The sequence below is a fragment of the Sinorhizobium sojae CCBAU 05684 genome, assembly GCF_002288525.1.
Taxonomy (GTDB): Bacteria; Pseudomonadota; Alphaproteobacteria; order Rhizobiales; family Rhizobiaceae; genus Sinorhizobium; species Sinorhizobium sojae.
Window position 1 is genome coordinate 1,120,376 of record NZ_CP023068.1, and the last position, 24,607, is coordinate 1,144,982.

Consider the following 24,607-nt stretch of genomic DNA (forward strand, 5'->3'; position numbering starts at 1 on the left):
GTCAGCGGTCTTTCGGGTCGAGCGCGTCGCGCAGGCCGTCGCCCACGAAATTCAGCGAAAACAGCGTGACGACGAAGAAGATCGCCGGGAAGATCAAGAGCCACGGCGCCGACTGGATGTTATTGGCGCCTTCTGAGATCAGCGCCCCCCAGCTCGTCAGCGGCGCCTGTACCCCGAGACCAAGAAAGGACAGGAAGCTCTCGAGCAGGATGACCTTCGGCACGATCACGGTGACGAAAACGATGACCGGACCAATCGTGTTCGGAATGATGTGGCGGCGGATGATCTGCCAGTCGGTCAGGCCAAGCGCCTGGGCCGCTCCCACGAACTCCCGCCGCTTCAGCGCCAGCGTCTGCCCGCGCACGATCCGCGCCATGTCCAGCCACTCGACCGCGCCGATCACCAGGAAGATCAGGATGAAGCTGCGGCCGAAGAAGACGACAAGTACGACGACGAGAAAGACGAAGGGCAGCGAATAGAGGATCTCGACGAGGCGCATCATCACATTGTCGACGCGGCCGCCGATATAGCCGGAGGTCGCGCCATAGACGACGCCGATGCCAAGCGAGACGAGGCTTGCGAGCAGGCCTACGGCAATCGAGATTTGCCCCCCGAGCATGACGCGCACGAGCAGGTCGCGGCCGTTGGAATCGGTACCGAAGGGGAAGTATTCGCGGGCCACCTGTCCCTGGACGTTCATCGTCCGGCCGTGATCTTCCGTTGCGACGACCGTCGTGTTCTCGAATTCGTTGGCTCGATCGAAGTATCGCGTCGAGCGTGGGTCGATCGGTCGTTCCGATGTAACGGTGGCGGTGAAGGTTCCGCCGTCAACGGCGAATTCCTTCAGCGTGACGCGGGCACGGGCTGCAATGCCCTCCATCACCTCCTCGAGCGTCGAAACATCGGGCCGCGGCTCGAGGCTCGGACCGATCGTCACGTAAGACGGGAAGACCTGATCGTAGCTGTGCGGCGAAAACAGCGGTCCGACAAAGGAGAAGAGCGCAATCAGCACCAGCATGATGCAGCCCGCCATCGCGGCGCGGTTGCGGCGGAAGCGCATGGCCGCGAGCTGAAAGAGGCTGCGGCCCTTCGTTTCCGGGGAAACGGACGGGGTCTGGACGATATCAGTCATGACGAACCCTCGGATCGAGCAGGCCGTAGAGAAGGTCGACCAGAAGGTTGAAGACGATCACGAAGATGGCGACAAGGATCACGGTGCCCATGACCAGCGTGTAGTCGCGGTTGATCGCCCCGAGAACGAAATAACGACCGACCCCGGGGATGGTGAAGATCGTTTCCACGACCGCGGATCCGGTGAGAAGCGCCGCTGCGCAAGGCGCCAGATAGGAAACGACCGGCAGCATGGCACCGCGCATCGCATGCGTGACGACAACGGTGCGCGACGGCAGACCGTAGGCCCTGGCCGTGCGGATATGGTCGGTGTTGAGCGCCTCGATCATCGAGCCGCGCGTAAGTCTGGCGAAAACGGCGAGCTGCGGCAGCGCGAGCGCGATCATCGGCAGAATCAGGAAGCGGAGCGAACCGTCGCCCCACCCGCCGGCCGGCAGCCAGGCGAGCCCGATCGCAAAGACGAGCGTCAGCACCGGGCCGACGACGAAATTCGGCACCGTCACGCCGATCGTCGAGATCGACATAACCGCGAAGTCGATGAAACTGTTCTGGCGAAGCGCGGCAATCGTGCCGGCGATGACGCCGCCGACGAAGGCAAGCAGAAGCGCATAGAAGCCAAGCTCCACCGAATAGGGCAGGCCCTTGCCGATCAGCTCCGCAACATTGTTGTCGTGGTAGATGTAACTCGGACCGAAATCGCCCGTCACCGCGTTGCCGAGATAATGAACATACTGGCTCCAGAGCGGCTGATCGAGGTGATAGGTCCTCATCAGGTTCTCCATTGTCTGCGGAGGAAGAGGACGCTCGAGATTGAAGGGGCCGCCGGGGGCAAACCGCATCAGAAAGAAGGATATGGTGACGACGATGAACAACGTCGGCACCGCGCTCGCCAGGCGGCGAAGGACAAAGGCGATCATGGACGTGCTCCGGTGGCGACGCGCGGGCCGTCCCGCGCGTCGCCTCAGTTCCTTATTCGGCGACGCTCAGGAACCGGCTCAGATGTTGGTTCGGCGAATTGTCCTGCCAGCCTTTCACGCGATCCGAGACGAGCCAGAGATCGGCCTGAGTCAGAAGCGGTGCGATCGGCTGCTCCTTCATCAGCAACGCTTCAGCTTCATGCAGGATCTTCGAGCGCTCGGCGGGATCCTGTTCCTCGTAAGATTTCTTCATCAGCGCGTCGTATTCCGCGTTCTCGAACTTGCCGTAGTTGAAAGACTTGTTGGTGCTGATGGAGAGGGCGAGGAAGTTTTCCGCATCGGCATAGTCCGCGACCCAGCCGGCGCGGGCAACGTTGAACTTGCCGCCTTCCTGCAGATAGGCGTAGTGCGAGGAGACGTCGAGGTTCACGAGCGAGACCTGTGCCCCAAACGTGTTCTTCCACATATCGGCAACGGCCGTAGCGACGCGCTCATGGTTCGGGTTGGTGTTGTAGCGGATTTCGATACTGAGCGGTTTGCCGCCCTCCCCGTAGCCCGCTTCCTTCATCAACTCGATCGCCTTGTCCTCACGATCAAGTTGCGACAGGTCGGCGAAGTCTGCCTTTGCAGGCTCGCCATAGCTTTCGATGCCCGGCGGCACCATGGAATAGGCCGGAATCTGCGAACCGCTGTAGATTTCATTGGCAAGGAAATCCCGGTCGACGGCCATCGACAGCGCCCGGCGAACTCGGACGTCGCTATAGGGCTCCTGCCGCGTGTCAAAGGCATAGTAATAGGTGGCAAGCGTCGGCGAGACATGGACCTGATCGCCATAGGACTGGCGCAGGCGATCGAGCTGGTCGGCGGAGAAGTTATAGACGAGATCCATCTCCTTCGCCTCGAAGCGGCGGACGGAGGCCGCCTGGTCGTCGATCGGATAGAAGATCACCTTGTCGAGCTTGACGCTGGCGGCATCCCAGTGATGCGTATTCTTTTCGACCGTCAGGCTGTCGTTCGGCACATGTGCGGTCAGCCGGAAGGCGCCGTTCGAGACCATGACGCCCGGTTTGACAAAATCGGCGCCATTCTTCTCGACGCTCGCCTTGCTGACTGGAAGCGCGGTCTGGTGGGCAAGCAGCTCAAGGAAGAACGGGGCCGGGCGCTCGAGGGTGATTTCAAGCGTCTTTTCGTCCACGGCCTTCACACCCAGCTGGTCGACCGGCAGCTCGCCTTTGTTCACCTTCTCCGCATTCTTGATCGGGAAGAGAATATGGGCGTATTCGGCTGCCGTCTGTGGATCCTCGACACGGCGGAAGGAGAAGGCGAAGTCCTCGGCAGTGACCAGTGATCCGTCCGACCATTTGGCATCGGCGCGCAGCTTGAACGTATAGACGGTACCGTCGTCCGACAGGTCCCAGGTCTCGGCAGCACCGGGCACGATCTTGCCGGAGGCGTCGTAGATCGTCAGGCCTTCATAGAGGTCCTTGAGAATGAATTCTTCGATGTTGATGGAGGTGTGTGCCTGATCAAGCGTCTGCGGCTCTCCGGCATTGCCGCGATGGAGCACAGCCTCGGCAAGCGCCGGGCTCGCGCCGATGAGCAGCGAACCGATGAGCGCTGCCGCGCCGAGGTTGAGTTTCAGTGAAGCCATCGTACTTCTCCTTCCCCTCTTTCTGGTGTTGATTGCAGGAGAGAAGTGCAAATTCCCTCGAAAGGCAAGGTGATTTGTGCAGCCTCTCCTATAAAGCGGAACACTCAATTATCGCGATGGTTGTGCCTCTTCTGCGCTCGATTACGCCGCCATTGCGACGTCCGGCCGCCGTCCAATTATGACTCAGGCGCCGTCCACTGCAACGTTTCAGTTCCGTTTCGACCGCCGCCATTCACACCCGTTTCTGCCCTCATGCAAACTTCACGAATTAAACCTGCACCTTACGTAATATGCAGAAAGAATGCGAAGGTTTTTCGCAATCTTGTTACGCCGGTCGTTTCAGACGTCTTGAGGGGCAAGTGCCCGGCCGGGGCGGAACGGCACAACAGCGGACATCGAACGGGCTCAGGTTCCAGACACCACCAGAGCGCGAATGTCGCGATTTCCGACGCTGTGGCTCTCCATCCACAGCAAATGCGACTGACGCACGTAAATCAAATGCTCTGCGCGGTCGCCAGGCCCGTTGCCAAATGACCGGCATCAATTATTGTGCCCTTTACTTGAGCCCTCCCGTCGGTTTCGGGAGTGTCGGAGCGTGCATCAACCCGCACCGAAACAGGACCGGCAAAGGGTCGAACGCGCTTTCGCGGGCGAGAATTCGTCCATCCATATCGCGGCGCCCGGAGTGAGGTGCCGTACATCAGGGAGATTCGAATGGCATTGATCACGTTGCGGCAATTGCTCGACCATGCGGCGGAGAACGATTATGCGCTGCCAGCCTTCAATGTGAACAATCTCGAATACATCCAAGCGGTAATGCGCGCCGCCGATGCGACGGACTCTCCGGTTATCCTGCAGGCAAGCCGCGGGGCGCGCGCCTATGCGGGCGACGCCTTCCTGCGCCACCTGATCCTCGGCGCCGCGGAGGAATATCCGCATATTCCGATCTGTCTCCACCTCGACCATGGCGACCAGCCGTCGACCTGCATCTCCGCGATCACCAACGGCTTCACGTCGGTGATGATGGACGGCTCGCTCGAAAAGGACGGCAAGACGGTTGCGAGCTACGAATACAATGTCGCCGTGACCGCCGAGGTGGTGAAGATCGCCCATGCGGCCGGCGTCTCCGTCGAGGGCGAACTCGGCTGCCTCGGCAATCTCGAAACCGGCGCCGGCGACAAGGAAGACGGACACGGCTTCGAAGGCAAGCTGTCGCGTGAGGAACTGCTGACCGATCCGGAGCAGGCGTACGAATTCGTTTCCAAGACCGGCGTCGATGCGCTGGCCGTTGCGATCGGCACGAGCCATGGCGCCTACAAGTTCACGCGCGAACCCGACGGCGAGATCCTTTCGATCGACACGATCGCCAAGATCAACAAGAAGCTGCCGAACACCCATCTCGTGATGCACGGATCGTCTTCCGTGCCGGCTGAGTTGCAGGAGCTCTTCAACGCCTATGGCGGCGAGATGAAAAAGACCTGGGGCGTGCCGGTCTCGGAGATCCAGAAGGCCATTCCGCTCGGCGTCCGCAAGGTCAATATCGACACCGACTTGCGCCTCGCCTTCACCGGCGAGATCCGCAAGCATCACCTGCAGCATCCGGACAATTTCGATCCGCGCAATTATCTGAAGCCGGCGATCGCGCATATGACTGACGTCTGCAAGGAGCGGTTCGAAGCGTTCCGCGCGGCCGGCCAGGCTTCGAAGATTCGCGTCCTTCGACTGCCGGAGATGGCTAAGCGCTATGCGGCCGCCTGAGGCGTGCGACTGACGTAGACATGGCAAAGCCGCGCTCTCGAAAGGGGTGCGGCTTTGCCTTGTATATCACCTCATTGCCGGCGCCTCGTGCTCATAGAGCTGATCCATGGTGAGGGAGGCCACATCCGAAAGCCGTGACTGGCTCTTAACGCGGCCGCTACCAAGAACCACGATATCATCGCAGAAGGAGATCGTGCTGCGGTGGTGGCTGATGACGATTGTCGTGCGCCGTCCAGCCCTCAATTTCAGAGTCTCGACGATTGCCGCCTCCGAGAGGCCGTCCACCGCATTCGTCGCTTCGTCGAGGATCAGGACGGCCGGGTCGCGCACCAAAGCCCGGGCGAGCGCGATCCGCTGTCGCTGTCCGGCCGAGAGACTGGCCCCCCTGTAGCCGACGACCGTTCCATAGCCTTCCGGGAACTGCTCGATGAAGCTATGCGCCTCCGCCAGCCTTGCCGCGCGCTCCACCTCGGCGAAGGTCGCGTGCTGGCCATAGCTAATGTTTTCAAGGATCGTTCCGTCCACCAATTCCAGGTCCTGGCTGGCGACGGCGATCTGGCGCCGCCACTGCGCCGGATCGATTTCGCTAAGCGGCACGCCGTCCACAAGAATGCGCCCCTCATCCGGTTCCACGAACCGACACAGGAGATTGACGATGGTGGTCTTGCCGGCGCCCGAGCGGCCGATGATCGCAGTCGAGCATCCGCTGCGGATTTCGAAATTCGCCGCGTGCAAGACAATGGTTCGGGCGCCGGAACCCGGGTACCTGAAGCTCACCCTTTCGAATTCGATTCGCTCGCCGAGGCCCTCGACCGGCAGGCTTCCGGACGGCGGCTTCGGCTTGTCGGAGGAGTCGAGCAGCCAACGCACCTCTTCCAGAGAACCGCTCCAACCCTGGAACTGACTCCAGGACATTTGCAGCGCCCGCATATGGGGCTGGAGTCGATAGAGGAGAACGACGAAAGCGACGATCACCGGAAAGCGCACGCCGACGAGCCAGGCGCTCACGACTGCCGCCAGGAACAAAGCGGAATGCAGCACCTCCGTGAGCGGCGGCAATGCGCCCTGACGGGTTTGCAGGACGAAGCCGGCGCGACGGACGGCATCGGAGGCGGTATCGAAGGCGGACTTCTCGCGATCCTCCTGGCCGAAGACGCGGATCAGCCGCCCCGCATGCACGAGATGAAGCATTCGGGCCGCAAGCTCGCTGTTGTAGGAGGTCACATCGCGGCTTGGCCCCTTGAGCGTAGCGGAGAGCGCGGCATGCGCGAGCTGGACGAGGACGAGGCCGGTCGCCACGAACAGCGTCATCTGCCAGGACAAAAGCAGCAGAAAGGCAAGCAGGATCACCGCGGCGCAGGCGTGCACGATCGCCGAGAGCGCGGTCTGGACGGCATCGGACGCGCGCCACGATTCGTTCGAAATGATGTTGAGCAGGCGGCCGGGGTTTTCCTGAAGGAAAAAGGGATAGCCGATCCGCAGCAACTGGTCGGAGAGTGCGCTTCGGATGGCATGGCTCGCCTTGCCATAGATGAAGGTCGTCAGAACCGCATTCGCGAAGGCGAGCACGTTCTTAAGGCAGATCAGCGCCAACACCGCGCCTGCGATCGCCAGCAGCCGCTCGCCGTCGTCAAGGCCTTCCCCCACCTGCTCGAAGAGAGCGGAGATCCCACTGAGCCCGGAGGTGTCATCGTTGCCCGCGATGATGCCCAGCATCGGGATAATGAGGCCGATGCCGGCGCCTTCGAGCGTGGCACTCGCAAGACCGAGAAGCACGACCGCCGGCAGCAGTCGCAATTGCCGCCCGAGGGTGTCACGCAACAGCTGAAAGCCGGGTACAAGCATTCGCAACATTAAGGACCTCGCTCCAGCCTTGATACCGCCTCGCTGACGTCGTGCAGTTCGGTCGGTGTTGCTCGGCCGGCGAGCCAGAGGCGCGCGAACCTCACCGCTCCGACGAGATTCATCAGCACGATCGGCCAGTGGGAAAGCTGCAAATCGGCATCGAACCTCGCGCCGGAGAAAGTTTCGCCGAAAGCCGATCGCACTGTCCAGAAGAAGTGCTTCAGCAGCCACGGCGCCTTGAAGAGATGCTTCAGGCATAGGGCGCCGTTGCCAAGGCTATAGCTTCGGTGAAGCTTCTCGATCTCCGCACGTTCCCGTCGCCCATGATGATGGTATACCATCATATCCGGCACGTATTCGACCGGGATGCCGAGCGCGTAGGCGCGCACGAGATAATCGGTGTCCTCCGCGGACTGCAGCGGCGCGCCCGCGCCGAAGCGTTCATCGAAACGGCCGATGCGGGCGGCCACTTCCCTATGCATGGTCATGTTGCAACCGAGCACGAAACCGCCCGGGTGGACGTCGGGAGTGAACCGCGCAGGTACCAGTGATCGTTTGACCGTGAACGGCAGGTCGCAAGAATTGCCGAGCTCGACGCGCCCGCCCCGAATGACTCGGTTACCCTTGGTGTAATACCGCTGCAAATCGCCGAGATAGCCGCGACCGACTTCGCAATCGTCATCTATGAAGACCAGGACGCGTCCGCGCGCCCGTTGCATCCCGGCATTGCGGGCAAAGGCAAGCCCCGGCCGGCCTTCCATGACGATGGTGATCGCCACGCCCGAGGCGGCAGAGATGCGGCGGAGCTCAGCCTGCGTCTCGTCCGTCGAGCCATTGTCGACTACCACGAGCTCCGTTGTGATCGCGGGGTAGGCGCGGCAAGTCTCTTCGATGGAGCGAATGCATGCGGCAAGCGCCTTCGCCCGGTTGCGCGTGCAGACGATGAAGCTCGCAAATGGCACTCGATCGGTCGAGGCCCGAGATACCGTCCTCACGGCATCGCAATGCTTCATCTCTGTGAAGGAACGTGTGAATGCCATCTCACAGCCAACCAAATTGAGGCAGGACCGTCGCGGCCGGCACCGACTGCAGATAGCGCGCCAGATCGTCCGCCTTGCGGCTGGCTGCGAGCGAAAGGCGGCTGCACCAGGGGGCGCGTACGGCGGGCATCAGCCCGTACCGCTCACGCCGGCGGATGAGCCCCCACTTGGCCGTTCGCGTCAGGAACTCATGCGTGAGTTCCGGGCGGTTCTCATCGGCGATCAGCTGGTAGAGGAAATAGAAGAATTGGAGAAAACCGTCCTCGTAAGCGCCTCGCGTCTCCGTCGGCTGGACGGCAATCGTCCGCTCGAGCGCGAGGACTAACTGGGCAAGGGAGCGAATGCTGCCTGACGTCACGGAAAGCCCGATTTCCCGCAGGGCGCCCGTATCGTCGGAAAGTCCTTGGCGTTCAATGTTTTCGGCAACGATCTTCAGATGTGTTTGACGCATCTGCCTCAGGTGCTTGCTTGTGACGCTGCCATCATGAATGCGATAGGCAATCAAGGCCTCATCGATCATCGCAACCGGAAAGCGCCCGGCGATGCGCCGGAACAGATCGAAATCTTCGGCATGCGGATAGGCCGAATCGTAAACGAGCAAGTCGTTGGGGATCACGCGGCGATTGTAGACCACTGTCGAATGGATGAAGATCGTGAAGAACGCCGAGAGAACGGGCAGGCTCGCCGCCCGATAGATCGGGTCTGGCTTGCCGCGAAGCACGCGACTGCCGATCAGCCTATCGACGCCCGTACCGCACATCGCCAAACGAGGCTGCTCGTCGAACAGCGCCATCTGGCGCGAAAGGCGCGTGGAATAGGCCACATCATCGGCATCCATGCGGGCGACGAACTCGCCGGTGGCAAGCCTGAGCCCTTCATTCAGGGTAGCGATGAGGCCGCGGTTTTCCCGCGAGACAATCGAAATTCGCCGATCGGCTTGGCGAAGTCGCTCGAGTATTTCAAGCGAACGGTCGGTCGATCCATCATCGATCGCGATGATCTCGAGGCTTTTGTAGTCCTGGCGCAGTAAGCTTTCGATTGCCAAGACAAGATAAGGCTCCCCATTGTAAACGGGCAGCAGCACGGAAACCAATGGTGTGGACGTTGCTTGGCTCATGTCTATCGCGTGTTCGAAACCTGGAGGGCTTTTCCGTGCTCGACCGATATCCCTGGATAGACTGGGCGCACGCCTTCCGCCTCTGCCGCAACGGGGGCGCTGCTGGCTCCCCGCGCATAGGGGAAATGGCGCTTCAGCGCGTTTAGCGGTCTTTCGAATGCGATCCAGGAGATCGAGGCGAGGAGCAAAGTGGCGGCCCCGGTGACAACGAGTCGCCCAGCGCCCTGCTCCGAGACATTGATCGGAATGAAGGCTTGCGCCTGGACGAGCAGCGCAAGGACGACGGCATGGTAGAGATAGACTCCGTAACTGATGCGCCCGAGTGCGGTGACAGGCGGAGCTTGGGCCAACCGTCCGAGATAGCCGCCAATGCCCTGAGAGCATGCTCCGACGAGCAGCGTCAGCGGCAGAAGGGGGAAAACCTCGAGACCGATCCAGACAAACCACTCGAGCAACGGCGTCGTCGGCACGGTCCTGATCGAGAACAGGAACAGGGATACGATCAGGAGCGGCTTCCAACAGCGTTCCGCCCAGTTCGGCATGGCGGCGCCGCTTGACCGATGCACCGCCAGCAGTGCTCCCGCCGCCAAGGCATCCATCGAGGCAGGCGGCAACAGATCACGTGCCAGCGTCGGCGTTCCGGTCACGGGCCAGTAGAAGCGGAAAGCGAGCGAGCAGCAGATGACGCCCACGCAAATGGCCCCTATCGAACGCCGCGGTGCCGTCAGCACGATCAGCGGCCAGACGATATAGAACTGCTCCTCGATGCTGAGGCTCCAGGTGTGACAGAGAACCCAGGGTGACCAGGCGTCCTGAAGCGCATACCAGAAGTTCGACAGGTAAAGCGCGTGCCAGACGAGCACCTTCTCGGAGCTTTCCAGGCCGATCAGCCAGACGGCTGCAAGAACTGCGAAATAGGGCGGAAGGATGCGCAACGACCGACGCGCATAGAAAGATCTCAGCGCCGTCGCCGGCTCGTAGCGCGGGTCGTCCCGTGCTTCCAGGAGCAACCGGGTAATCAGGAAGCCGCTCAATATGAAGAACAGCCTGACGCCTATATGGCCCCAGTGGGATCCGTCTTCCGCATAGAAATGCGCGTAAACCACCATCGAGACGGCGACGGCTCGCAATCCGTCCAGCTGTTGGTCGCGCGCAATCCGCATGAACATTCCCCTTCGAGTCTGACCTTTGCGGGCTCCTCACGACCCTACCAGGCGGTGGGCTTGCTACTGCATGTCTCCTTGAATGCACCTCCGGGAGGCAATTCAAACTGCTACAGCGGCCTTTGCGCTCCTGATAAGCGCGGCGCCGCAGGTGCACGAATAGTTAAAAAGCGGTTGGGGCAAATCTATGGTCGAATTGGGTCAAATACGACTCTTCGGGCGCAAGAACTTGCCTTCACGAAACAAGAGAAATTTGACGTGTTCTTCGCGAGATGGGCCGTAAACGCCGTAGTTGTATTTAGCGGCGCCTCAAAGAGGCTTATTTTTGGTTGCAACAATTTTGGCAATGCGCGATTTAGCTGCGCTGGAAGCGACCATGGCGCAGGAAATCAGCGCCTAACTCTTTGGGCTTAGAACGTTGGCGGTGTATTGATCCAGAGCAGGACGGTTTCACCGTCATGTCGGTTCGACCATGCATGGCGGCGGCGACTCGCGAAATAGAGCGAATCGCCCGGGTGTAGATCGTAGAACTGATCCCCATCCAACACGAATTCGACGCGGCCGGAGAGCACGTAGACGAACTCCTCACCCTCATGCCCATAGGCCCCCTCGCTCGACGCGCCGGGCGCGAGTACGAATCGATGGCAGTCCATCTGGTTCTTACCTTCGGCGAGGACCTGGATGGTCACACCGGGGGTGGTCCGCGGCCAGGTGCGCCACTCGCCGGCCCGGACGAGCGTCCGGTCCCGCAATTCGTCCTCGCCGGCGAGGCTCGAAACCGTGGTGCTGAAATACTCCGCGAGATTGTGCAGCACGGCGATCGACACGCCCTGCGACGTTCGCTCGAGCGTGGAGAGGACGGATGCCGCGATGCCGATATCCCCGGCCACCTGTTCGAGCGTTTTCCCCGCCGCATGCCTGAGGCTGCGCAACTTGCGGCCGACTTGCAGATCGACATTGCTCTCCTGGGCGCCTGCGGGGCCGGTCTCCTCGTCGTTGGGGGCTTCCGCCTCCAGCGCCTCGCGAATAGCAGCCGGGTTCAAGCCGCGCTCGGAGCGAAACCAGGAGATTCGTTTCAAGCGCTGAAGGTCGGCCTCGGTATATTGGCGGTGGCCTGTCGCCGACCGCTCCGGTACCACGAGGCCTTGCGTTTCCCAAAGCCTCAGCGTCGATGCCGAAACGCCGGCGAGCCTTGCCGCCTCGGCAACCTTGTAGCGTATTTCGCTATCTCCGTTCATTTATTTCCCCGTCACGGCATCGCCGGCGGCAATCTAGCTGGGCGGCCCAGGGCTGCCAAGCGCGCCCATCAGGCGTCGCGCTTTCTCCATAAACAAATTTGATTTGCATTCCCTTCGAAAGGATGTACGACTTCCGGATAAAAGTTGCAGAAAAACTGCAATTTATCTACACGGAGCCTAGGGACGAAAGCGATGACCAGCCTGACCGACCGCAAGAATGCCGCCATTTCCCGTGGCGTGGGAATGACCACGCAGATCTATGCAGACCGTGCGGAAAATGCCGAAATCTGGGACAAGGATGGCAATCGCTACATTGATTTCGCCGCCGGCATCGCCGTCGTCAATACCGGCCATCGCCATCCGAAGGTCATCGCAGCCGTCAAGGCGCAGCTCGATCGTTTCACTCATACCTGCCATCAGGTCGTGCCCTATGAAAACTACGTGCATCTCGCCGAACGGCTGAACGCTTTGGCCCCCGGCGACTTTGCAAAAAAGACGATCTTCGTCACCACCGGCGCCGAGGCGGTGGAAAACGCCGTCAAGATCGCCCGTGCGGCCACCGGACGTCAGGCGATCATCGCCTTTGGCGGCGGCTTTCACGGCCGCACCTTCATGGGTATGGCGCTCACCGGCAAGGTCGTTCCCTATAAGGTCGGGTTCGGCGCGATGCCGGCCGACGTCTTCCACGCCCCCTTCCCGATCGAACTGCACGGTGTCAGCGTCGAGCAATCGCTTGCAGCCTTGAAGAAGCTTTTTGTGGCCGATGTCGATCCGGGCCGCGTCGCCGCCATCATCCTCGAGCCGGTCCAGGGCGAAGGCGGCTTCTATCCGGCACCGACGGTCTTCATGAAGGCGCTTCGCGAAATCTGCGACGAGCATGGCATTCTCTTGATTGCCGATGAAGTCCAGACCGGTTTTGCCCGCACCGGCAAGCTCTTCGCAATGGAGCATCACAATATCGCGCCGGACCTGCTGACCATGGCGAAAAGCCTGGCCGGCGGCTTCCCGCTCGCCGCAGTAACCGGCCGCGCAGAGATCATGGATGCCCCAGGACCAGGCGGCCTCGGGGGAACCTATGGCGGCAGCCCGATTGGCATCGCAGCAGCCCATGCCGTACTCGACGTGATCGAGGAGGAACAGCTGTGCGACCGGGCGAACCAGCTCGGCAACCGGCTGAAGCAGCGGCTTGCAGCAATCCGCGAAAAGACACCGGAAATCGTCGACATCCGCGGTCCGGGCTTCATGAATGCGGTCGAATTCAATGACGCGAAAACGAATCTGCCGAGCGCCGACTTCGCCAACAAGGTCCGGCTCAATGCCCTTGCGAAGGGCCTGATTCTGCTCACTTGCGGCGTGCACGGCAATGTCGTTCGTTTCCTGGCGCCAATCACGATCCAGGATGAGGTCTTCGCCGAGGCACTGGATATTCTCGAAGCGTCGATCCTCGAAGCGCGCAGTTGACCTGACACCGGACGACCGCTATCGCAGTGGTCCGGCTGGCAAGGCGCCGGCCCACTGCGTTTTCCCTACAGCGCCGCTGTCTGAAACGCGCCGCGCTGTGAGGCGTGGGCCATCGGCCCGCCCGTAAAAAGAACAACATCGCGCTTGTGGCTGCGGCAGGCATCGCGGGAGGATACGTCATGGCCCTGACCCCTGCACTTACCAAACACCTCCACGCTGCAGATTTCTTCGCGACGGTCGACTGCCGATACCGCCCCTGCGCGCCGTGGACCGGTCCGACCTTCGACGTCCTCAACCCCTCGACGGGCGAATTGCTTGCGACCCTTCCGGACATGGGCGTTGACGAGGCGCGCGCCGCAATCGAAGCGGCCCAGGCGGCGCAGACGCTCTGGGCATCCAAGCCAGCCAAGGACAGGAGCGCGATCCTGCGCCGATGGCACGATCTGATCGTCGAGCACGCAGACGATCTCGCGGCGATACTGACGGCCGAAATGGGAAAGCCGCTCGGCGAGGCGAAGGGGGAGGTCCTGCATGCCGCCTCTTATATCGAATGGTATGCGGAGGAAGCCAAGCGCGTCTATGGCGAGACCTTTCCCGCCCCCGCCAACGACCGCCGCATGCTCGTCATCAAGCAGCCAGTCGGCGTCGTCGGCACCATCACGCCGTGGAACTTTCCGGCCTCGATGGTTGCCCGCAAGATCGCGCCTGCACTCGCCGCCGGCTGCGCCATCGTCTTGAAGCCGGCCGAGCAGACGCCGCTCGTTGCCGGCGCGATGTTCGCGCTTGCCGATAGAGCGGGCTTCCCCGAAGGCGTCCTCAACCTCGTCTATGCCGCCGAGGGAGCGCCGATCGGGCGCGAGTTGTGCAGCAATCCGAAGGTGCGCAAGATCAGCTTCACCGGCTCGACCGAGGTCGGAAGGCTGCTGATGCGGCAATGTTCCGACCAGATCAAGAAAGTCAGCCTGGAGCTCGGCGGCAATGCGCCCTTCATCGTCTTCGACGACGCGGATATCGATGCGGCGGTCGACGGTGCGATCCAGGCGAAGTTCCGCAATGCCGGCCAGACCTGTGTTTCGGCGAACCGCATCTATGTACAAGCGGCAGTGCACGATGCCTTCGCGGAGAAGTTCGTCGCGCGGGTGCGCGAGCTGACCGTCGGCGACGGCTTTTCCGCCGGCATCACGATCGGCCCGATGATCGACGGCCACGCGATCGAGAAGATCGAGGGGCATGTCGCCGACGCGCTCGCGAAGGGGGCCGAGCTTCGCTGCGGCGGCAAGCGGATCGGGACGAAGGGTACCTTTTTCGAACCGACGGTGCTGACCGGCATTGCGCACGAGATGCGCGTCGCTCAGGAAGAGACCTTCGGCCCGATTGCACCGATCATCCGCTTCGACAGCGCCGAGCAGGTGGTGGCCGAGGCGAACGACACGATCTATGGCCTCGCCGCCTATTTCTACGCGGAGAACCTGAAGCGCGTCTGGCATGTGGCCGAGGCGCTGGAATACGGCATGGTCGGCATCAATACCGGGCGCATGTCCTCCGAAGCCGCTCCCTTCGGTGGCATCAAGCAGTCCGGCATCGGCCGCGAAGGCTCCCGCCACGGGCTCGAAGACTATCTTGAGATGAAGTATCTCTGCATGGGGAATATCTGAGCCGGCGGTCCCCCTCGCACGCCCCTTGAAATTCTTGCTGCGGCTTGCCAATTGGGGCCGCAAACGACGGAGCGGGATCAGCCACCCTGAATGGATGTCGCCCCTCGCAACTTTAAACGCGATTTCAAGAGGTCCGCAACGCGATGAGTGAAGTCGAAATGTCCGTAGAGAAGCACGTATTTGAAGCCGACGTGGCGAAACTGCTGCACCTGATGGTGCATTCCGTCTACTCCGACAAGAATGTCTTTCTCCGCGAACTGATTTCGAACGCGGCGGACGCCTGCGAGAAGCTTCGCTACGAGGCGATCGTCGCACCCGACCTCCTCGGCAGCGATCCGACCCCGCGCATCGTATTGACGCTTGACGAGGAGCACGCCCGGCTCATCGTCGAGGACAACGGCATCGGCATGACCCGCGATGAACTCGTCGAGTCCCTCGGCACCATTGCCCGCTCCGGCACACGCGCCTTCATGGAGCGTGTCGAAGCCGCCCAGAGCAAGGATGGCGCACAGCTGATCGGCCAGTTCGGCGTCGGCTTCTATTCCGCCTTCATGGTCGCCGACAATGTCGACGTCGTCTCCCGCCGCGCAGGTTCGGACAAAGCCTGGCACTGGGCTTCGGAGGGCAAGGGCAGCTATACGGTTTCCGCCGTCGACCTTGCCGATGCGCCGGCCCGCGGCACGCGGATAACCCTGCACCTGAAGGATGATGCCAAGACCTACACCTTGCGCTGGACGGTGGAACGCATCGTCAAGGATCAATCCGGCCATGTGCCGGTGCCGATTTCTATCGTGGAAAAGCCCGGAGCCGAGCCGGCGCAGGTCGCCGATGGCACGGCGCTCTGGACCAAGCAGAAGAGCGAGATTTCCAAGGAAGATTATACGGACTTCTACCGCGGCGTCGCGGGGCAATATGACGAGCCTGCGCTGACCGTGCACTTCCGCGCAGAGGGCCGCCACGAATATACGGCGCTTGCTTTCGTGCCGGGCTCAAAGCCCTTCGACCTCTTCGACCCCGACCGCAAGGGCCGCATGAAGCTTTACGTCAAGCGCGTGTTCATCACCGACGAAGCGGACTTGCTGCCGCGCTACCTGCGCTTCGTGCGGGGACTGGTCGACACGGCCGACCTGCCGCTCAATGTCTCGCGCGAAATGATCCAGGAGAGCCCTCTTCTCGCCAATATCCGCAAGGGCCTGACGAACCGGGTGCTGACGAGCATCGAAAAGCTCATCGACAGCGACCCGGACGCCTTCGCCAAGCTTTGGGAAAACTTCGGCAGCGTCATCAAGGAAGGCATCTACGAGGACTTCGAGCGGAGGGCCCAACTGCTGGCGCTTTCCCGCTTCCGCACGACCGCTGCCGAGGACAAAACGCGCGCCTTGAGCGAATATGTCAAGGACATGAAGGACGGCCAGGCGGCAATCTACTACCTGACCGGGGAGAACCTTGCGCAACTGCAAGCCTCGCCGCAACTCGAGGGCTTCCGCGCTCGTGGGATCGAGGTGCTGCTCCTGACCGATCCCGTCGACAGTTTCTGGGTAACGACGGCGCCCGACTTCGAAGGTAAGCCCTTCAAGTCGATAACTCAGGGCGCAGCCGACCTCGCAGCCGTTGCCAGGGAGAACGATGCAGCCGCGGCCTCGCCCGAAGCAAACCCGTCGGTGACCGACTTCGTGGCCTTTGCCAAGACTACCCTCGGCGAGGCTGTCTCGGATGTCAGGACCTCCGACCGTTTGACGGAAAGCGCCGTCTGCCTTGTGGCACCGGAGCACGGCCCCGACCGCCAGTTGCAGAAGATGCTGCAGGGAGCCGGTCGTATCGACGATGCGGCAAAGCCCATTCTCGAAATCAATCCCGGCCACGCCCTGATCGCGGCACTCGCCGCCAGCCCGTCGGAAGACCAGACCTTCCGCGAAGACGCGGTGAACCTGCTCTTCGATCAGGCACGCGTCCTCGACGGCGACAAGCCGGAGAACCCGCGTGCCTTTGCCGAACGGCTCTCACGCGTGTTCGACCGGGCTTTGAAGCGTTAAAGCATCGGCCCGAAATCGGACCCGCATTCCCGAAGGCGCGATGCGCAGACTCAAAGACTTGCAGCGTCGGGCGTCTTGAAGGCCGCCCGACGCTGTAAAAGCTTTTGTAGTCAGGTGAATTCACCTGCATGTGAAGCCCTCGGCGGTTTTCGGGCCAAGGTGAGTCGATCGCTTGGAATTCCGCTTCCCGTGAAATCTGTCTGTGGGTCGGCAGCGCGCTGATCCGCTGTTCCGCCGGAGTCTGGCAAGACTGGCGATCGGACGCCAATCCTCCATCATCGATGGACAGCCGAACTTGCGCATCCAGACGGCGGATTCCCCGTACTTTAACAGAACCTACAACAAACTGACATTTGACCTTCACGAAGCGCAGCTATGGCAGGGGACATACCGATATCGGTCTCCCTGCAAGAGAGGACCTGCGCCCCATGTTTCAGTTGAAGGATGTCACTCGCCGGTTTGGCAAGAAGACTGCCGTCAGTTCGGTAAGTTTCAACATCCCTCCAGGACAGATGGTCGGCATCATCGGCCGCTCGGGTGCGGGCAAGTCGACGCTCTTGCGCATGATCAACCGTCTTGTCGACCCGTCCTCTGGCTCGATCGAGTTCGGGGGGCGCGAGGTGTCCTCGCTGAAAGGGGCGGCGCTGCGGCAATGGCAGCGCGATTGCGCGATGATCTTCCAGCAGTTCAACCTTGTGCCGCGCCTCGACGTGCTGACCAACGTGCTGCTCGGCCGGCTCAATCACCGCTCGACGGTATCGAGCATTCTCAACCTGTTCAGCCGCGAGGAACGCATCATGGCGATCGGCGCGCTCGAGCGGCTGGGCATCGAACAGACGGCGCTGCAGCAGGCCGGCACCCTTTCCGGCGGGCAGCAGCAGCGCGTGGCGATTGCCCGTGCGCTGATGCAGCAGCCCAAGGTGGTTCTCGCCGACGAGCCGATCGCTTCGCTCGACCCGCTCAATGCCAAGATCGTCATGGACGCGCTGCGCGACATCAACGAGCGGGACGGCATTACCGTCATCACCAATCTGCACACGCTCGACACGGCGCGGAACTATTGCGAGCGCATCATCGGCATGGCGCATGGCCGCGTGGTCTTCGATGGCCAGCCGAAGGAGCTGACGGCCGCAGCGGTCGCCGAGATCTACGGCGCCGACACGAAGATCGAGGAATCGATGACCTCGACCAGCATCAACATTCCCGCGGCCGCGGCCCGGGAAGAAACCGCATCGGCCGGCGTGAAGCCGCTGGCACTGGCCGGCATCTGAAACCGCCAGGATCGAGCGCCCGCGTCAAGGGCACCTCTTAGCAACCGAGACTGATCCGGTACGGCCGGAAAACGGGAGATGAACCATATGTTGAAGAAAGCTGTTCTCAGCGCCGTCGCGCTTTTTGCCCTCGTCGGGCAGGCCCATGCCGAGGACCTCAAGGAATTCCGCATCGGCATCCTCGGCGGTGAAAACGAAGCCGATCGCCTGCGCAACTTCCAGTGCCTCGTCGAGAAGCTCCCGGCCGCGATCGGCGTCGAAAAGGTCTCGCTCTTCCCGGCGGCCGATTACGACGGCGTCATCCAGGGCCTGCTCGGCGGCACACTCGACTATGCCGAACTCGGCGCCTCCGGCTATGCGAAGATCTACCTCGCCAAGGCCGACGCCGTCGAGCCGATCCTGACGACGGTCCAGATCGACGGCTCGACCGGCTACCATTCGATTATGGTCGCACGCAAGGATTCCGGCATCACCAAGCTCGACGACCTGAGGGGCAAGAAGCTCGGCTTCGCTGATGCGGATTCCACCTCAGGCTACCTTGTTCCGCTCGTCACCCTGCCGGAAGCGATCGGCGCGCCGGTCAAGGAATTCTTTGGCGAGACCGGCTTTGGCGGCGGCCATGAGAACCTCGTGCTCGAAGTGGTCAAAGGCAACTTCGACGCCGGCACGACCTGGGGTTCGGGCGTCGGCGAATTCAAGGACGGCTACACTTCCGGCAATCTGCACAAGATGGTCGAGAAGGGCATCCTCGACATGAACGATCTCGTCGAACTCTGGAAGTCGCCGCTGATCCCGAACGGCCCGATCGTTATTCGCACCTCGCTGAACGACGACGTGAAGGCGAAGTTCAAGCAATTCATGATGGATCTGCCGAAGACCGACGCCGCCTGCTTCTCCGCCATCCAGGGCGGCGATTTCACCGGCTATGTCGAAGTCGACAGCGATTTCTACAAGCCGATCATCGAAGCCCGTAAGGCGACGATCGGCGGCTGACCGCTATTCCCATCGTGCCGGCCGGCCGCCTCAGCGGCCGGCCTTTGACTGTCAGGGCCTCTCGGGCCCGTTGCAGAGGCCGGCGCTGCCGGAAATCCCATGGCCAATTCCGTGCTTTCCCGGCATTTGAGCGAGAACGGCAACCTGATCGAACGTCACTGGCAAGAGCTCAACGCCCGCCGGCGTCTCTACACCTGGCTGGGCCTGTCGGCGCTTGCGGTGACGCTCTCTGCCTCGCTCTGGTTCGCCAACGATTCCAATGCCGGCAAGTTTTTCGACCGCCTGCCGCATCTCTTCGATTTCGTCGGCGACCTCATGCCACACGACGGGACGGAGATTGTACGCGCCATGTTCGACCTGCCGTCGCCTCATGACGACGGCAGCTTCAAGTATGATTACCCGGACGGCCGGCTTTATCTCACCGAGAGCATCTACATCCCCGAATACGTGCACAAGATGCTGGAGACCGTGAACATCGCCATCTTCTCGACTGTGATCGGTGCCTTCTTCGGCTTCATTCTGTGCTTTCTCGCGGCGCGGAACCTGATGCCCAATCCGTGGATCCGCGGTTCCGTGCGCCGTGTGATGGAAGTGGTGCGCGCATTTCCCGAGGTGGTGATCGCCGGATTTTTCCTGGCAATCCTTTCGCTCGGCCCGATCCCCGCCATCGCCGCGGTTTCGATCCATACGGTCGGAGCACTCGGGAAGCTGTTTTTCGAGGTCGTCGAGAATGCGGACATGAAGGCGGAAGAAGGCCTGCGCGCCGCCGGCGGCAACTGGATCGAGCGCGTCTGGTTCGGCATCGTGCCGCAGGTTCTGCCGAATTTCATGAGCTATTTTTTGTTGCGCCTCGAGATCAATGTCCGCGCCTCGACGATCATCGGCGCGGTCGGCGGCGGTGGCATTGGAGAGCTGCTGCGCCTCTCGATCAGCCAGAACCATCCGGCAAAGACACTGGCGATCGTCATCCTGCTCTTCACGGCGATCTGCGCCGTCGATCAGTTTTCCGCCTGGCTTCGCCGCCGCCTCGTCGGCGACCAGGCCTTTCAACTTGCCCAATAGGAGCGCGCCATGATTGCCTCGACCATACCCAGCGTGCGCGAAATGGAAGCCATAGCGGCCCGTCACCCGCACCTGCTGCAATCCTCCGCGATAGAGCGGTTGAGGCTCGCGGCTGTGGTCGGCGGCGTCTTTCTCTACATGATTTTCTGCTGGTGGTTCTTCTCTATCGGCCACGTGCTTTCGAACGGCAACTGGGGTATCGCCGGGACCTATCTCGCCGACTGGGTATCCTATGAGGTTCGCCCCGAGATCGAAATTGCCCGCGACGGAACGATGCGCGTTTCCTACCCGCGCAACTCGCCGCTCGGTCCCAATCCAAACCCCGACTGGGTTGCGCTCGATACTAAAACCGTCACGCGCATGGGCGAGACACCGGCGGCGGCTGCGACGCCGAAGCCGAAGGCGAGTTCTTCTTTCGATTTCATGGCACCGGCCGCGCCACGCGGGGGAGACCGGAGCTCCGCCGAAGAGTCGGATTTGGCCGCGACCCGCGCCGAGGAGGTCGTCACGCGTGCCGTCGTCACCTATGACCACTCGACGCACATCGAAGTCACGGACAAGCTGGTTATAGCAACCCGTGCCGGCGAGACCTTCGCCATGCGGGTCGACGGCGACGGCCTGGTGATACCGCAAGGCCCCCTGCCCGGCTGGGCGACGCAGAAGCGACCGGGCGAAAAAATCACGCTCTCTTTCGGCCCGACCGGCTGGGCCGAAGTCGAAGGCGACGAGATCTCGATCCGCAACCGTTTCTTCGGCTGGGCGAACTTCCTGTTCGACACCAACTCGCCCTTCTTTGGGAAGTCCTATGGCGAGGTGTTTGCGCTCTTGCTTTCCGCGGAGCGGATCGATCCTGCACGCTCCAATCTCTCGCTTGCCTGGAACAACATTCTCTACAATGCCGAGTGGCAGCATCTCGACGTCTGGACCAAGCTCCTGCAGACGATCGTCATGGCCTTCGTCGGCACGCTCTTCGCGTCGCTGGTCGCCTTTCCGCTCTGCTTCCTGGCGGCGCGGAATATCACGCCAAGCCTTTTCGCCAACCAGGCCGTCAAGCGGCTGTTCGACTTCCTGCGATCGGTGGACATGTTCATCTGGGCGCTCTTTTTTACCCGCGCCTTCGGCCCCGGTCCGCTCGCCGGCATCTCGGCCATCTTCTTCACCGACACGGGCACGCTCGGCAAGCTCTATTCCGAATCCCTGGAAAATATCGACGACAAGCAGCGCGAAGGCGTCAAATCGGTCGGCGCAGCACCGGTCGCGGTGCAGCGTTTCGGCGTCTTGCCACAGGTACTGCCTGTATTTGCGAGTCAGGCGCTCTATTTTTGGGAGTCGAATACGCGTTCGGCCACGATCATCGGCGCCGTCGGCGCCGGGGGTATCGGGCTCAAGCTCTGGGAAGCGATGCGCACCAATTCGGATTGGGAAAATGTCGCCTATATGGTGCTTTTGATCTTGATGGTTGTCTTCGTCTTCGACAGCATCTCCAACGCGTGCCGCTCGCGGCTGGTGGGAGGCAAGGTTCACTGATAGGTTCTATTTGCGCATCGGTATCATGATGTTGTCACGCAAATCGGGTAGCTGCGCATCTCAACCCGCGAACAGCCCATTGCCGCAGGCCGGCGACAAATAGATACGGAAAGTGAAGCCCGTGCGTTACGCAATCTACTTCGCGCCGCCGGCCGATGACCGGCTGTCGCTGACGGCAGCCCATTGGCTCGGGCGGGACGCCTTCACCGGCGGTGCCTTGGCGTGGCCGGAAGGCTCTGTTTTCACTCCCGAGCAGCAGCTTGCCCTGACTGCCGAACCGCGCCGCTACGGCTTCCACGGCACGTTGAAGGCGCCCTTCGCACTTGCGCCCGGCCGCAGCGAGGCCGAGTTGATTGCGGCCTTCGATGAATTCGCCGCGGAGATCGAGTCCTTTGTCGTGCCGGAAATGGCGCTTCAGCAGCTTGGACCATTCTTTGCCTTGGTTGCGAAGGAGAATTGCACGGCGCTCCACGACCTGGCGGCCCAGGCGGTACGCCGGTTCGAGCCCTTCAGGGCGCCGCTTTCGGGAGTGGATATTGCCCGCCGCAACCCGGAGAGGTTGACACAGCGTCAGCGGGAATACCTTGCCGCCTGGGGGTACCCTTATGTTTTCGAGGAGTTCCTGTTCCATCTAACCCTCACCGGACCGGTGGCCGAAGAGATGCAGGACCTTGTGCGGGAAACACTCGAAGCCGCTTTCGCCGACTTCATCGGCAAACCGCTTGCCGTCGATACGGTTGCGCTTTTTGCCGAGACCAGCCGCGGTGCTCCGTTTACCGTTCATTCCCTGCTGCCGCTCGGCAGCGCTTCCACACGAAAGACCGCATGACATGAGCAATGAACAGGTTCTGACCAATGCCCGAATCGTCCTGGAAGACAACATTGTCGACGGTTCGGTGCTTATCCGCGACGGCTGGATTGCCGACATTTCCGAAGGCGGAAGCAGTGTCGGCGACGATTTCGAGGGCGATTATCTCCTGCCCGGCCTGATCGAGCTCCACACGGACCATCTGGAGGCCCATTACTCGCCCCGGCCCGGCGTCCGCTGGCTCAAGATCGCCGCCATCCAGGCCCATGACGCGCAGGTCGTCACTTCCGGCATCACCACAGTATTCGACTGCCTGCGACTAGGCACCGACGAGGACAATGGCTTCCCGAAGGGCGAAATGCGTGGCATGGCCGATGCACTGGCACAGGCCAAGGACGAGGGGCGGCTCAGGGCCGACCACCTGATCCACCTGCGCTGCGAGGTGTCGACCGCCGATGTTCTCGATCAATTCGAGGATTTTCAGAATGACCCGCAGGTTCGGCTCGTATCAATGATGGACCACGCGCCCGGCCAGCGCCAGTTCCAGACGATGGACCAATACACGCTCTATTACAAAACCAAGCGCGGCCTGTCCGACGAAGCCTTTGCCGCCTTCGTCGAGCGCCAGCAGGCGCTTTCCGCCCGCTATGCCACGCCGCACCGCACGGCGCTTGCCGAGGCTTGCGAACTCCGCGGCATCGCAATCGCCAGTCATGACGACGCGACGATCGAACATGTCGAGGAATCCATCGGCTACGGCGTTCGCCTGGCGGAGTTTCCGACGAGTTTCGAGGCGGCGGAAGCCTCGCACCGCGCGGGTCTGAGTGTGCTCATGGGCGCGCCGAATGTCGTCCGGGGGAAGTCGCATTCCGGCAATATTGCCGCGCGCGACCTGGCGGAGCGCGGCGTGCTCGATGTGCTATCTTCGGACTATGTGCCGTTCAGCCTGATCCATGCACCCTTTGTACTTGCCGACGAGATCGAGGCGATCGACCTGCCGAAGGCGATCGCCATGGTCACGGCAACGCCGGCGCGGACCGTCGGGCTCAACGATCGCGGCCGGATCGCCGTCGGGCTACGGGCCGACATCGCCCGCATCCATCGACGTGAGGGCGTTCCGGTGGTGCGCTCCGTCTGGCGTGAAGGGAGGCGTGTTGCATGATGGGACAAGCAAAAGGTCGGGGGACCCTCATTGCCGTCGTCGGTCCGAGCGGGGCCGGCAAGGATAGCGTCATGGGTTTTGCCGCCCACCACTTCGCAAACCGCCCGGACATCCTCTTCGTCCGGCGGGTGATCACGCGCCCTTCGGACGCCGGCGGCGAAGTGCATGAAAGCGTCTCTGCCGCGGAGTTCGAAGAAATGCTCCGGTGCGGCGCATTCGCCGTTTCGTGGCAGGCGCACGGGTTGAGCTATGGCGTTCCGCGGGAGATCGCCGACAAGGTCGCAAACGGCATGATCGCGATCGTCAACGGCAGCCGCACGGCCCTGCCGGCCTTCCGGGCCGCATTCGGCGAGATTTCGGTGGCGCTCGTTACGGCTGAGCCACCGGTTCTCGCCAGACGCCTCGCAGAGAGGGGACGCGAATGCGAGGCGGACGTGCTGCGCCGTCTGACGCGCCAGGCACCCGAAATCATCGCCGGTCCGGACGTGACGGTGATCGACAATAGCGGCCGGCTTGAAGTCGCGGGAAACCGCTTCGTCGCACTTGTCGAGGGCTGCTCAGCCGAGATGCATCACCCCGCCTGAGTAATGTGTCGGCCCACAACAGCGCAACGCGTTTTCGGACGCGCAATAGTCGCTGCAACTTTTCTGATCGATGCAAGGCCCCGGACCGCGGTTCCGGGGCTTTTCGTTTTCGCTCCTCGCCTGCTGGCCGCGCCGCGTTACCTCTGACCTGGAGGGCGTGATTTTCTCCTTGCGCCCCAGATATTATGTAT

At 61.9% G+C, this 24,607-nt stretch carries 19 protein-coding genes; 11 read left to right on the forward strand and 8 right to left on the reverse strand.

Translation table 11 applies throughout. The annotated features are described in order from the left end of the window. Nucleotide 1 precedes the first annotated feature (1 nt). Genes SJ05684_RS22845 through SJ05684_RS22855 form a run of 3 tightly spaced genes read right to left on the reverse strand, consistent with a single transcriptional unit; the run spans nucleotide 2 to nucleotide 3,699 of the window. Nucleotides 2-1,132, reverse strand: a complete 1,131-nt coding sequence (locus SJ05684_RS22845; protein ID WP_034857619.1) for an ABC transporter permease — start codon at nucleotides 1,130-1,132, stop codon at nucleotides 2-4. Next, complete coding sequence (gene oppB, locus SJ05684_RS22850; RefSeq protein WP_034857618.1) at nucleotides 1,125-2,048, reverse strand: oligopeptide ABC transporter permease OppB; 924 nt, start codon at nucleotides 2,046-2,048, stop codon at nucleotides 1,125-1,127. The genes SJ05684_RS22845 and oppB overlap by 8 nt, the downstream gene beginning before the upstream one ends. Nucleotides 2,049-2,100: 52 nt before the next feature. After that, nucleotides 2,101-3,699: a peptide ABC transporter substrate-binding protein gene (locus SJ05684_RS22855; protein WP_050980132.1), complete on the reverse strand. Its 1,599-nt coding sequence runs from the start codon at nucleotides 3,697-3,699 to the stop codon at nucleotides 2,101-2,103. Nucleotides 3,700-4,413: 714 nt separating this feature from the next. On the opposite strand from SJ05684_RS22855, the gene fba reads away from it, so the two are divergent. Beyond that, on the forward strand, nucleotides 4,414-5,457 hold the full coding sequence (gene fba, locus SJ05684_RS22860) for a class II fructose-bisphosphate aldolase (protein WP_034857617.1): 1,044 nt from the start codon (nucleotides 4,414-4,416) through the stop codon (nucleotides 5,455-5,457). A gap of 66 nt (nucleotides 5,458-5,523) precedes the next feature. Here the strand turns inward: fba and SJ05684_RS22865 are convergent, their stop codons facing one another. The 5 genes from SJ05684_RS22865 to SJ05684_RS22885 all read right to left on the reverse strand — a co-directional run bounded on the left by SJ05684_RS22865 (nucleotide 5,524) and on the right by SJ05684_RS22885 (nucleotide 11,860). Then, a complete protein-coding gene (locus SJ05684_RS22865; RefSeq protein ID WP_034857616.1) occupies nucleotides 5,524-7,311 on the reverse strand; it encodes an ABC transporter ATP-binding protein in 1,788 nt (595 codons plus the stop codon). Further along, nucleotides 7,311-8,315: a glycosyltransferase family 2 protein gene (locus SJ05684_RS22870; protein ID WP_034857615.1), complete on the reverse strand. Its 1,005-nt coding sequence runs from the start codon at nucleotides 8,313-8,315 to the stop codon at nucleotides 7,311-7,313. The genes SJ05684_RS22865 and SJ05684_RS22870 overlap by 1 nt, the downstream gene beginning before the upstream one ends. Nucleotides 8,316-8,343: 28 nt before the next feature. Continuing rightward, nucleotides 8,344-9,459, reverse strand: a complete 1,116-nt coding sequence (locus SJ05684_RS22875) for a glycosyltransferase family 2 protein (RefSeq protein ID WP_034857614.1) — start codon at nucleotides 9,457-9,459, stop codon at nucleotides 8,344-8,346. Between the two features lie 2 nt (nucleotides 9,460-9,461). Then, nucleotides 9,462-10,622, reverse strand: coding sequence for an acyltransferase family protein (locus SJ05684_RS22880; protein WP_034857680.1), 1,161 nt, complete (start codon nucleotides 10,620-10,622; stop codon nucleotides 9,462-9,464). A 410-nt stretch (nucleotides 10,623-11,032) separates the two neighbouring features. Further along, nucleotides 11,033-11,860 carry a MerR family transcriptional regulator gene (locus SJ05684_RS22885; protein WP_034857613.1) on the reverse strand — a complete coding sequence of 276 codons (828 nt, stop codon included), beginning with the start codon at nucleotides 11,858-11,860 and terminating at the stop codon, nucleotides 11,033-11,035. A gap of 192 nt (nucleotides 11,861-12,052) precedes the next feature. Here SJ05684_RS22885 and SJ05684_RS22890 point away from each other — a divergent pair, with 192 nt between their 5' ends. The 10 genes from SJ05684_RS22890 (at nucleotide 12,053) to phnN (ending at nucleotide 24,416) form a co-directional block, all read left to right on the forward strand. Continuing rightward, nucleotides 12,053-13,321: a 4-aminobutyrate--2-oxoglutarate transaminase gene (locus SJ05684_RS22890; RefSeq protein ID WP_034857612.1), complete on the forward strand. Its 1,269-nt coding sequence runs from the start codon at nucleotides 12,053-12,055 to the stop codon at nucleotides 13,319-13,321. A 179-nt stretch (nucleotides 13,322-13,500) separates the two neighbouring features. Further along, on the forward strand, nucleotides 13,501-14,976 hold the full coding sequence (locus tag SJ05684_RS22895) for an NAD-dependent succinate-semialdehyde dehydrogenase (RefSeq protein ID WP_034857611.1): 1,476 nt from the start codon (nucleotides 13,501-13,503) through the stop codon (nucleotides 14,974-14,976). A gap of 143 nt (nucleotides 14,977-15,119) precedes the next feature. Then, nucleotides 15,120-17,009 carry a molecular chaperone HtpG gene (gene htpG / locus SJ05684_RS22900; protein WP_034857610.1) on the forward strand — a complete coding sequence of 630 codons (1,890 nt, stop codon included), beginning with the start codon at nucleotides 15,120-15,122 and terminating at the stop codon, nucleotides 17,007-17,009. Between the two features lie 428 nt (nucleotides 17,010-17,437). Next, nucleotides 17,438-18,280: a phosphonate ABC transporter ATP-binding protein gene (phnC, locus tag SJ05684_RS22905; RefSeq protein ID WP_034857609.1), complete on the forward strand. Its 843-nt coding sequence runs from the start codon at nucleotides 17,438-17,440 to the stop codon at nucleotides 18,278-18,280. 87 nt (nucleotides 18,281-18,367) lie between these two features. After that, entirely contained in the window at nucleotides 18,368-19,273 is a 906-nt protein-coding gene (phnD, locus tag SJ05684_RS22910; RefSeq protein WP_034857679.1) for a phosphonate ABC transporter substrate-binding protein, read from the forward strand. A 99-nt stretch (nucleotides 19,274-19,372) separates the two neighbouring features. Next, a complete protein-coding gene (gene phnE, locus SJ05684_RS22915) occupies nucleotides 19,373-20,335 on the forward strand; it encodes a phosphonate ABC transporter, permease protein PhnE (RefSeq protein ID WP_034857608.1) in 963 nt (320 codons plus the stop codon). A 9-nt stretch (nucleotides 20,336-20,344) separates the two neighbouring features. Beyond that, nucleotides 20,345-21,862, forward strand: coding sequence for a phosphonate ABC transporter, permease protein PhnE (phnE, locus tag SJ05684_RS22920; protein WP_034857607.1), 1,518 nt, complete (start codon nucleotides 20,345-20,347; stop codon nucleotides 21,860-21,862). A gap of 121 nt (nucleotides 21,863-21,983) precedes the next feature. Continuing rightward, complete coding sequence (locus tag SJ05684_RS22925) at nucleotides 21,984-22,691, forward strand: DUF1045 domain-containing protein (protein WP_034857606.1); 708 nt, start codon at nucleotides 21,984-21,986, stop codon at nucleotides 22,689-22,691. Between the two features lies 1 nt (nucleotide 22,692). Continuing rightward, complete coding sequence (locus SJ05684_RS22930; protein WP_034857605.1) at nucleotides 22,693-23,832, forward strand: alpha-D-ribose 1-methylphosphonate 5-triphosphate diphosphatase; 1,140 nt, start codon at nucleotides 22,693-22,695, stop codon at nucleotides 23,830-23,832. After that, nucleotides 23,829-24,416 (forward strand): phosphonate metabolism protein/1,5-bisphosphokinase (PRPP-forming) PhnN, encoded by a 588-nt coding sequence (gene phnN / locus SJ05684_RS22935; RefSeq protein WP_034857603.1) that lies wholly within the window; start codon nucleotides 23,829-23,831, stop codon nucleotides 24,414-24,416. The genes SJ05684_RS22930 and phnN overlap by 4 nt, the downstream gene beginning before the upstream one ends. The last annotated feature ends 191 nt before the right edge of the window (nucleotides 24,417-24,607 follow it).

Coding starts and splice junctions, on each gene's coding strand:
- SJ05684_RS22880 (WP_034857680.1), bottom strand. CDS start 10,622: ATGCGGATTGCGCGCGACCAACAGCTGGACGGATTGCGAGCCGTCGCC.
- SJ05684_RS22885 (WP_034857613.1), bottom strand. CDS start 11,860: ATGAACGGAGATAGCGAAATACGCTACAAGGTTGCCGAGGCGGCAAGG.
- SJ05684_RS22870 (WP_034857615.1), bottom strand. CDS start 8,315: ATGAAGCATTGCGATGCCGTGAGGACGGTATCTCGGGCCTCGACCGAT.
- phnD (WP_034857679.1), top strand. CDS start 18,368: ATGTTGAAGAAAGCTGTTCTCAGCGCCGTCGCGCTTTTTGCCCTCGTC.
- SJ05684_RS22930 (WP_034857605.1), top strand. CDS start 22,693: ATGAGCAATGAACAGGTTCTGACCAATGCCCGAATCGTCCTGGAAGAC.
- phnE (WP_034857607.1), top strand. CDS start 20,345: ATGATTGCCTCGACCATACCCAGCGTGCGCGAAATGGAAGCCATAGCG.
- phnE (WP_034857608.1), top strand. CDS start 19,373: ATGGCCAATTCCGTGCTTTCCCGGCATTTGAGCGAGAACGGCAACCTG.
- SJ05684_RS22890 (WP_034857612.1), top strand. CDS start 12,053: ATGACCAGCCTGACCGACCGCAAGAATGCCGCCATTTCCCGTGGCGTG.
- htpG (WP_034857610.1), top strand. CDS start 15,120: ATGAGTGAAGTCGAAATGTCCGTAGAGAAGCACGTATTTGAAGCCGAC.
- phnC (WP_034857609.1), top strand. CDS start 17,438: ATGTTTCAGTTGAAGGATGTCACTCGCCGGTTTGGCAAGAAGACTGCC.
- SJ05684_RS22895 (WP_034857611.1), top strand. CDS start 13,501: ATGGCCCTGACCCCTGCACTTACCAAACACCTCCACGCTGCAGATTTC.
- phnN (WP_034857603.1), top strand. CDS start 23,829: ATGATGGGACAAGCAAAAGGTCGGGGGACCCTCATTGCCGTCGTCGGT.
- SJ05684_RS22855 (WP_050980132.1), bottom strand. CDS start 3,699: ATGGCTTCACTGAAACTCAACCTCGGCGCGGCAGCGCTCATCGGTTCG.
- fba (WP_034857617.1), top strand. CDS start 4,414: ATGGCATTGATCACGTTGCGGCAATTGCTCGACCATGCGGCGGAGAAC.
- oppB (WP_034857618.1), bottom strand. CDS start 2,048: ATGATCGCCTTTGTCCTTCGCCGCCTGGCGAGCGCGGTGCCGACGTTG.
- SJ05684_RS22865 (WP_034857616.1), bottom strand. CDS start 7,311: ATGTTGCGAATGCTTGTACCCGGCTTTCAGCTGTTGCGTGACACCCTC.
- SJ05684_RS22845 (WP_034857619.1), bottom strand. CDS start 1,132: ATGACTGATATCGTCCAGACCCCGTCCGTTTCCCCGGAAACGAAGGGC.
- SJ05684_RS22875 (WP_034857614.1), bottom strand. CDS start 9,459: ATGAGCCAAGCAACGTCCACACCATTGGTTTCCGTGCTGCTGCCCGTT.